1 protein-coding gene is annotated in these 666 nt (G+C 42.6%); it reads left to right on the top strand.

Going from position 1 to position 666, the window contains the following annotated elements:
- The coding region (locus J7439_RS25800; RefSeq protein WP_209204917.1) for an IS982 family transposase at window positions 1–649 on the top strand (649 nt) is incomplete at its 5' end.
- Window positions 650–666 lie beyond the last annotated feature (17 nt).

Genomic DNA, 666 nt, shown 5'->3' with positions numbered 1-666 from the left:
GTCTTACAATCGTTTCGTAGAACTCATGAAACAAGCGCTGATACCACTGACTGTTTATCTCAAAACTCAATGTATGGGACTACAAACTGGCTTGTCATTCATTGACTCAACACCCATTGTCGTTTGTGATAACCACCGGATCAACAGCCATAAGGTTTTCTCAGAAGAGGCTAAACGTGGTAAGACGTCTACAGGCTGGAAATTTGGCTTCAAGCTGCATCTAATCATCAATCATCTAGGAGAAATTTTATCTTTCTGTTTGACTACGGCTAACACAGACGACCGAAAGCCAGTACCAGATCTTATTGAAGATTTAACAGGCTGGCTCTACGGGGATAAGGGTTATATTTCAGAAAAGTTAGTGGATTGGTTGAAAGAGAAAGGCCTAAATCTGGTAACGAAAGTGAGAAAGAACATGAAGCCAAAGGAGCTGAAAGCCTTTGATAAAGCGATGTTGCGAAAAAGGGCTGTCATAGAGAGTGTCAACGATCAACTTAAAAACATCTCTCAGATAGAGCACTCCCGCCACCGGTCCCCATTCAACTTTGCTGTAAATCTGATAGCTGGCCTCATAGCCTATACCAGACAACCCAGAAAGCCTCATATTGATGTTTCTGTACTAACAGAAGGTGTACCCATGGCTTTCTGAGCGTCGAACTCACGTTA

The sequence above is a fragment of the Salinisphaera sp. G21_0 genome (genome assembly GCF_017744115.1).
In the GTDB taxonomy this organism is placed as follows: Bacteria; Pseudomonadota; Gammaproteobacteria; order Pseudomonadales; family Endozoicomonadaceae; genus Endozoicomonas.
The sequence above is the reverse complement of the archived record's forward strand: the minus strand, read 5'-3'. Positions and strand labels throughout refer to the sequence as shown.